The organism is bacterium (assembly GCA_040757115.1).
Classification (GTDB): Bacteria; UBA9089; CG2-30-40-21; order CG2-30-40-21; family SBAY01; genus JBFLXS01.
The window spans coordinates 1-8,306 of sequence record JBFLYA010000165.1 but is presented as its reverse complement, the minus strand read 5'-3'; the positions used below and the strand labels follow the sequence as shown (position 1 = coordinate 8,306).

The window sequence follows — 8,306 nt, the reverse complement described above, 5'->3', positions numbered from 1 at the left end:
ATCAAATTTCAAAGAGGAAGTAGCAGGGTTTCTCAAAGAGTTGGAGGAGTTTGGTAATATCTTTGCTTCAAGTATTTTAACGCTGAAAGGAAAGAGATAATTTTACTGAACTTTGGCAAAGATAGTTTATAGTTGATAGTTGAAGGACTATAAACTATACACTATAAACTATACACTATAAACCATAAACTATAAACGAGTTTTGCATTTTGCTCTTTGGAGGAAATCCCTTTTGGACACCAAATCTGCATAGATTTCACTATTAGAGTTATTTTCAGACACCACCTAAATAGTTACCCAATATTTATCCTCTAACTTAATCCTGATAAAACATTTTTTGCTGGAAGATAATTTGGGTTGAGTTCCAATACCTTTTTGAATTCATTAATTGCCTCATTACGCCTGCCAAGATTAAGGTAAGTTCCGCCAAGATTATAATGCAGGTCTATGGAGGCAGGTTGAATCTTTATCCCAGCCTTAAACTCCTCCATTGCGGATTCGAATTTACCTGCGGTAAAATATGTTGTCCCGCGATTTAAATATGTCATCGCATAAGTTTTAAGCGTATCAATACCTCTTCTATCTTTAATCTTTGAGAGTCCTCTTGCCCATTTAAGCCAGTTTTTATGTTCGTCAAGTCCTGCCAATAGCCTATTATTATCCGCTGAAGGTAATACCCGACAAAGTAATCCCTCAATCACCAATGAGTAATCTTTAGACAGACAATCAATATAATAACTATAAGTAGGGTATCTCTCATAATTTCGGGTAACGGTATCTACCAGCCTTGAGCGGCTAATATCATCTAATCCATCACCTTGAGGATTTGTGGATTTAACAATCCTTTTCGGCTCAATACTTAAGTTGAGATATGGATGTTGTCTTTTGTTTTGTTCTATATGCCATGGATTCTTAAATAATATCATATTAAAAGGGGCAACATCTTCCCGCCTTTTTTCAATATATTGCAAATACCAGATAGGAAATAGGTCATCATCTCCTTTAGTAATCAAAAGGGCATTTTCTTTTAGAGAGTTTAAAATATTCATACAATGGTCGTAAGGTAAATAATATTTACTTCTATCATTATGTTGATAATGAGTTAATAATGGCAAAACTGGTAAAAGTAAGAAAAGGAGATAGAGATATGGATTTAATTTCCAGTTTTTAATTCCGAGCTCTATAATTCCGACTATTCCTTGTCCTATCCAGATACTAATGATAATAAACGCCGGGATGTAGTAATCTTCTATATTTGGAATAGTATATCGAATCGAATGAATGGTATCCGCAATAACAATAATGAGCAAGAAGATAGCCAGATGTTTTCTTTTGATAAAAAGTATTATTCCCCCTAATAAGCCAAATATAACCGGGAGTAAAGTTATCTGATGAACAAAAAATGTGCTCAGGTGCTCTATTAAATTCTGAAAAAGGGTGTTCATCACAAAAAAACCACTATAAGCCTCAGCCGTAATATGTTCCTTAAATCGTTCAAAGGTTGAAGGGTCTCCCCAATTAGCCAGTGGTTTCGCCATCGCTCGGACAGGTAAATAAAGATATAAAAAGAGTGGTAGCCCCAAAAGGATAAGATTTTTAATGATAAATGGTATGTTTAAAATTTTTTTATAATTCCGACCAATGGTTATAAAAACCAAATAAATACCTGCTGGAATAAGGAAGATGGTCTGGAGGTGATGAGTGAAGGCTAAACCAAGGAGGAAAGAAAATAGGTAGAGATAGTTTTGAGTTTTTTGCTCCGTGCTCATTGGTTCTGCCCACTTTAGTAAGATAAAGATTAAAAGCGTGGCAAACAGGGCATTTAAGGTATATTTTTCGGCAATAACTGCCTGTTCCCAGAATGTCACGGCAAATGCCAACATAAAACTTGCTACTACCGCAGGGATGAAGGATAAGAGATGAGGGATGAGTTTATTCTCTTTATTTCCTGCTTCCCACTTCCTACTTCCTATTTTTAAAGTAATAAAATATACCATCATCACGGTTAATGCCCCAAATAAACCAGAAATCATATTTAGTCGATAGGCGATATTTCCTATTGGAATGCAGGTAAATAATTTTCCACAGAGACAATAAAGAGGATAACCAGGTGGATGAGGGATACCTAACAAAAATGCCGCTACGGTCATATCTCCAGAATCATGATAGCCAACCGTAGGTGTCAGTGTCTTTAAGTAAATGAAGAAAGAGACAATAAAGATAAGTAAGCCAATAAGTATTTGTGGAAAGGAAAGGTGAGAAAAGTTTTCTTCCTTGTTAAAGATAGCCGTAAAACCTTGTTTGGATTTTTTCTTGACAGATTTTTTCTTCTTAGCCATTTTATCTATTTATTTGCTACCGTTAATGTCAGCCCATCCCCAATTGTAACTCTATATCCATAAAGGGGTTTTTGATTGATGATTGTTCCTCGTTCATATTCAGTGGATATTTCTTCGCGGATTCGAGTTATCCTTAAGCCTATTTTTTTAACTAATTCAGTTGCCTCATCAAGTTTCATGCCAGTTAATTCAGGCATATAAAAACTAAGCGGTCTATTACCCAGGCTGATAAGCAGGTTTATTTTAGAATTCTCTGGTAATTTTGTTTTAGGGAGCGGGCTTTGAGCAATGACATAATCTTTTTCTACCGAAGAGTATATATAAGATATTTGCCCTGTCTGTAATTTTTGATTTGATAAGCGGTTAAGATGATGTTTTGCTTCTGTAAGAGGAATATTTTGAAGATTTGGAACTCGAATAACCATAGAGTTGCCCATACTTACTTTTAAGTCTATCGTCCTTCCTGATTTTACCTTTGTTCCCGGTAGAGGGTCCTGGGAAATAATATAATTTTTCTCCAGGGAATGTTCCTCATAAATCTTATTAACCCTCAGTTTAGACTTACATAAAATATTTGTGGCATTGATTAAATGTTTTCCGGTTACATCTGGAACAATAACCGTTTTTCCCACCGCAGATGTAGGTAAAAAGATATATATAGCCGTGCCCACTACGACCATTATTAATAAAACGGCTATGACACTAAGGACTCGTAATATTATTGAGCCAATCTTTACATTTGACATAAAAATTTCCTCCAATTACCTGGTTACCTCATTACCGATAACCTGATTTTCTAATTTTGCTATTCTTGATTCTATAGGTGGATGAGTGCTAAATAGCGTCATTAAACCACCACCCAGGAGTGGGTTGACAATAAACAAATGAGCCGTAGCTGGGTTAGCGTCCATTGGTAGGCGTTGAACACCAAGCGTTAATTTTCGTAAGGCATTGGCAAGACTTAGTGGTTTTCCACACATCTGTGCACCAGAGGCATCGGCTAAATATTCCCGCGAGCGTGAGATAGCCATTTGAATCAGCATTGCGGCTATAGGAGCAACAATAAGCATCACTATAAATGCTAATGGATTACTTCCTTCTTCATCATCGCTTCGGCCTATTGGTATCCATCTGGCAAAATGAATCATCCAGCTGATTGCACCCACAATAGTTGCGGCAATAGTCGCAATCAAAATATCCCGATTTTTAATATGAGCCAATTCATGGGCTAAAACTCCTTCTAACTCATCTTCGCTTAATAATTGAAGTATTCCATCAGTTACAGCCACCGCCGCATGGTTTGGATTTCTACCCGTAGCAAAGGCATTAGGAGTAAGCTCAGGAATAATATAAACCTTTGGTTTTGGTAATTGACTAAATTGACATAGATTATCTACAATCCGATGTAATTTAGGTGACTCTTTTTGTGTTACCGGTTTAGCTCGATACATAGCTAAAACAATCTTATCTGAAAACCAGTAACTCCCAAAATTCATTAGTAATGCTATTCCAAAGGCGTAAGTCGCACCTTCTCTACCACCAACAGCCTGACCAACAAATATTAAAAGTAAGGTTAAACCTAAAAGTAACACAAAGGTTTTAAAAGAATTCATTTACCTTTTACCTCCTTGTTTCCTGAAAATAGCCTTTCATGAAATTCATAACTCTTTGATTTAAATAAACTTACAAACACACCTCTCCATTTATTTTACTTTATTTAATTTCGTGAAGCCCTAATTCAAGTAACCATAAATGATAACCGTTCACAGGTGTAAATACTCAGGTAATCATCACAAATCGTGGGCCACATTAATGTCTTTCACTATAATTAATACCCTTAATTTCCTCTATTGTTAATCCCGTTACCTGAGATATTTTTTCAACTTTCTCCCCTGATTTCAAAAGACTTTTCGCTACTTCTATTTTGCCTTGTTGTATTCCTTGTTGTATTCCTTGTTGTATTCCTTGTTTTAACCCTTGTTTTAAGGCAAACTCTATCGCACCTCTTTGCATTCGGATAAAATCGTGCCGCTTATATTGAATTTCTAACTCCTTTTCACTCATCCCCGCAGTATTGGCTATTTCAAATGCCTCCTTTATTTCTATCTCTTTAACTAAGCTCTCTGGAGTATATTCAAGTCTGCCTGCATTCTTTATAAAATATATCCATTTGTCTTTGATTGAATCCAGCTCATCCTCATTCTTCTTGAATTTGGGCAATTCGATAAAAACAAGTTCGATTTCATCATGGTATTTGATTAAAGTCTCCTTTTCAATGAGATTGAAATAGGTGATAACCTTATCTACATCCTCGAACATGATAAAGTCCGTAATGGTTAGAGCAATAATAGGTTCAAGGCTGGTAAATGATTCTGTCTCTTTTAGCTGAGCTGAATATGTCTTAGCCGCATTATATAAAATCCTTTTCTCAAACCCTTCTACATTCAAAACCTGCATCTCGATAATGACATTCTTCTGGTTTGAGAGTTTGGCTTTAACATCGACATAGGTATCCTTCATCCCCTTGATTAATGGTATTTGGTAGGGGTCAACGATTACTAAATCAACGATTTTTTCAGTCTCTTTAAAATCAATCACCGAGTTAAGAAAGCTAATAAGGATATCCTTACTCCCTTGAGAGCCAAAAACCTTTTTGAAGGCATAATCTGTTTTAACATCTAAAAAACGCATCCAAATACTCCTTTAGGTGGCAAAAACTCAAATTCTCACCACAAAGACACGAAAAAAAGATTGAAATTAATTCCAACATCATCAATGTATTGTAAAAACTTTGTGCCTTTGTGGTTTTTCTTCCCCTCTGAAGTTTTTGCCTGACAATCATATTTTGAATTTTGTAAAACCTCTCTCTACCAACAGAACATCTCTCCGAGAGTAATCTCTTTATTTAATTTCGTGAAGCCATATTCTGAAAATGTAGATTTGTAATTTTAACCACAGAGAAATTCCAAATTTAAAAGTTAGTAATTGTTCACCGCAGAGACACAGAGATGCAGAGAAAAAATTAAAATCTATTCACCTGAGACAGAAATTTCCTTTTTTTGTGCATTTCGAGTCTTTCGTTGTTTATTAATCTTTTAATACTTACTTTCGACTAACTGTTTTTAAGCCTTTTTAAACACCGAAAAACACGAAAAAAAGATATTTTCCTCTCTGTTTCTCTGCGTCTCTGCGGTAAAGGATTACCTGAACGGTTACAAAAATTTGATTTTTGACTTATTTTTCTTTATTCTCCCTCTTCATAAGAAAATATCTCTATCTTCCTTTTTAAGTCAACCATTTTTTTCATCAGGTTGGGTGAAATATATGAGGTAGCTACCATCAGAATTGGCTCAATACCTTCCTTTTGTTTATAATCATCTCCTGCATCGTATATCTTTTGAATATCCTTTGTTAGCATCCGGGAGGTAATTTCTAACAGAATATGCTCACTTCCTGATATAATAATATCTACCTGATGACCACCATAAAACCCTTCCCTTACCTCAACACCAGGTTGGCGAGACATTAAGGCTCTTATGGTTGTTCTAAATGTTCCTTCATTATAAATTCCCCATCTACTCCCAAGTGATGTAATTTGATTGGTTAAATACTTAAATCCTTCCCTCATCTCTTCTTCTGTTTTCTTTTGACACTGGGCAAGGTCATCTATCCTTTTACTTAAGCAGTTAAATCCTTCTCTCATTTCTTGTTCTGTTATCTTTTGTGCTTCGGCAAGTTCTTCTACCTTTACCTCTGTTCTTTTTTGTGCTTCAGCAAGTTCTTCTACCTTTACCTCTGTTCTTTTTTGTGCTTCAGCAAGCTCAGAAACAGATAATTCTAATTTTGTAAGCCTTTTTTCACCCTCTTTATGAGCTTCGACAAGTTCCTTTACCTTTGATTCTGTACTCTCTTGGGCAGTTGCAAGCTTCCTAACTATCCACTTTAACTCATTAAAATCTTCCTTTTTGACTGTATTGGCAATCTCGTCTTTAAAAAGCTCAAATGCCTCCAATATAGGATGTTTGATTTCAATGGGTAATCTATCTATTGCCTCAAGATACCTTATCATAAATTTAATACCTCTTTATTCATCAATGTTCTCTGATTTTATACATTTTTTGTTTTTTTTCATCTCGCCAATCATGTAAAATTACCGGCCCAAATACTGCCCATAAAATTATGATTAAACCCAGTATAATTATGCCTATATTTTCCATAGTTTTACTTCCTTTTTAAAAGCATAATTCCAATAGCCAGACAGGAAAGATATAATATTACTCCAAGACACACAAACCATAGACTAATAGTTTGTTTAGAAATCAGGAGTCCAAATATTAATGCCGCTATGGCAAAGTTGCCCAGATCAAATATTTTTTGTGCTATAATTTTTCGATTTTCTTTTTCTAATTGCATTTTTATCTGCTATCCTTTTTTCACCGCAGAGGTAACTCCCACTAACTTTGTGTTTTTGCGCCTCTGTATGATTATTATTTTATCTTTTCCTCTATATCTCTGCGTCTGTGCGGTTCATTTTTTCTGTCTCCTGACTTCTGTCTTCTGCTTTCTGCCCTTTGGTCTATGCTCTTTGGTTTTCTATGCAATCACCTCAGTTACTACACCTGCTCCTACGGTATGTCCACCTTCTCGAATGGCAAATCGAACCTCTTTCTCCATCGCAATCGGTGTGATTAATTCAACCGTCATATTCACATTGTCTCCTGGCATTACCATCTCTATCCCTTCTGGCAATTCTATTGCCCCTGTCACATCTGTCGTCCGAAAATAAAATTGAGGTCGATACCCTTTAAAAAATGGTGTATGTCTACCACCCTCTTCCTTTTTCAATACATATACCTCTGCCTTGAATTTCGTATGTGGTGTTATCGTCTCTGGTGCCGCAATTACCTGCCCTCGCTCTATCTTCTCTTTATCTATCCCTCGTAATAATAATCCAATATTATCTCCTGCCTCTCCCTGGTCTAATGTCTTCCTGAACATCTCAACCCCTGTAACAACTGATGTCTGCGTCGGTCTTATCCCTACTATTTCTACTGCATCCCCTGTCTTTATCACCCCTCGTTCTGCTCTACCTGTTGCCACTGTCCCTCGTCCAGTAATCGAAAATACATCCTCCACTGCCAATAAAAATGGCTTATCCTTCTCTCGCTTCGGAAGGGGTATATATGTATCTATCGCCTCCATCAAATTATGTATTGCCCCACAGTGAGGACATTCTTTCTTCCCACACCCACATTCTGTTGCCTTTAATGCTGAACCTCGAACCACAGGTATCTCATCGCCCGGAAAATTATATTCAGACAATAATTCCCGCACCTCTAACTCAACTAAATCCAATAATTCCGGGTCATCAACCATATCTACTTTGTTTAAAAATACAACGATATACGGCACACCCACCTGACGGGCTAATAAAATATGTTCTCGTGTTTGAGGCATAGGACCATCTGCCGCTGAAACAACCAATATTGCCCCATCCATCTGGGCGGCACCGGTAATCATATTTTTGATGTAATCCGCATGCCCAGGACAATCTATGTGGGCATAATGTCTGTTTTGTGTCTGATACTCAACATGGGCTATGGCAATGGTTATCCCACGCTCCCTTTCTTCTGGTGCGTTATCAATATCACCAAACGCCTTGAATTCTGCCTGTCCTGCCATTGATAAAACCTTCGTGATAACCGAAGTTAAGGTTGTTTTTCCATGGTCAATATGACCAATTGTTCCCACATTAATATGTGGTTTTGTCCGCTCAAATTTCTGCTTTGCCATTTTTTAATACCTCCTTTTGTTTGGTAATTGTGCCTTTCACGAAATTCACAACATGTTGATTTGCTTGTAGTTACAGATGCACTCTTTTTCTTATTGCCCTCCTGCCATCTAACTCCTTGATTTCAAAAGAGTTGCAAACGTCAATTTCTTGCTTTTTTTTGATTTTCACCCCTT

The 8,306-nt window shown here is 36.5% G+C and carries 8 protein-coding genes; all 8 read right to left on the bottom strand.

The window, feature by feature from the left end; translation table 11 throughout:
• Positions 1-311 precede the first annotated feature (311 nt).
• Positions 312-2,339: a DUF2723 domain-containing protein gene (locus AB1422_13475; protein MEW6620322.1), complete on the bottom strand. Its 2,028-nt coding sequence runs from the start codon at positions 2,337-2,339 to the stop codon at positions 312-314.
• Between the two features lie 5 nt (positions 2,340-2,344).
• Entirely contained in the window at positions 2,345-3,085 is a 741-nt protein-coding gene (locus AB1422_13470; protein MEW6620321.1) for a PASTA domain-containing protein, read from the bottom strand.
• Positions 3,086-3,100: 15 nt separating this feature from the next.
• Positions 3,101-3,952: a zinc metalloprotease HtpX gene (locus AB1422_13465; protein MEW6620320.1), complete on the bottom strand. Its 852-nt coding sequence runs from the start codon at positions 3,950-3,952 to the stop codon at positions 3,101-3,103.
• 196 nt (positions 3,953-4,148) lie between these two features.
• Entirely contained in the window at positions 4,149-5,030 is an 882-nt protein-coding gene (locus AB1422_13460) for an Rpn family recombination-promoting nuclease/putative transposase (protein ID MEW6620319.1), read from the bottom strand.
• 553 nt (positions 5,031-5,583) lie between these two features.
• The gene (locus AB1422_13455; protein ID MEW6620318.1) at positions 5,584-6,408 is read right to left on the bottom strand and encodes a DUF3782 domain-containing protein; all 825 of its coding nucleotides are present in this window, start codon (positions 6,406-6,408) and stop codon (positions 5,584-5,586) included.
• 22 nt (positions 6,409-6,430) lie between these two features.
• On the bottom strand, positions 6,431-6,556 hold the full coding sequence (locus tag AB1422_13450) for a hypothetical protein (GenBank protein ID MEW6620317.1): 126 nt from the start codon (positions 6,554-6,556) through the stop codon (positions 6,431-6,433).
• 4 nt (positions 6,557-6,560) lie between these two features.
• On the bottom strand, positions 6,561-6,752 hold the full coding sequence (locus tag AB1422_13445; protein MEW6620316.1) for a hypothetical protein: 192 nt from the start codon (positions 6,750-6,752) through the stop codon (positions 6,561-6,563).
• 180 nt (positions 6,753-6,932) lie between these two features.
• Positions 6,933-8,132, bottom strand: a complete 1,200-nt coding sequence (gene tuf / locus AB1422_13440; protein ID MEW6620315.1) for an elongation factor Tu — start codon at positions 8,130-8,132, stop codon at positions 6,933-6,935.
• Positions 8,133-8,306: the final 174 nt, after the last annotated feature.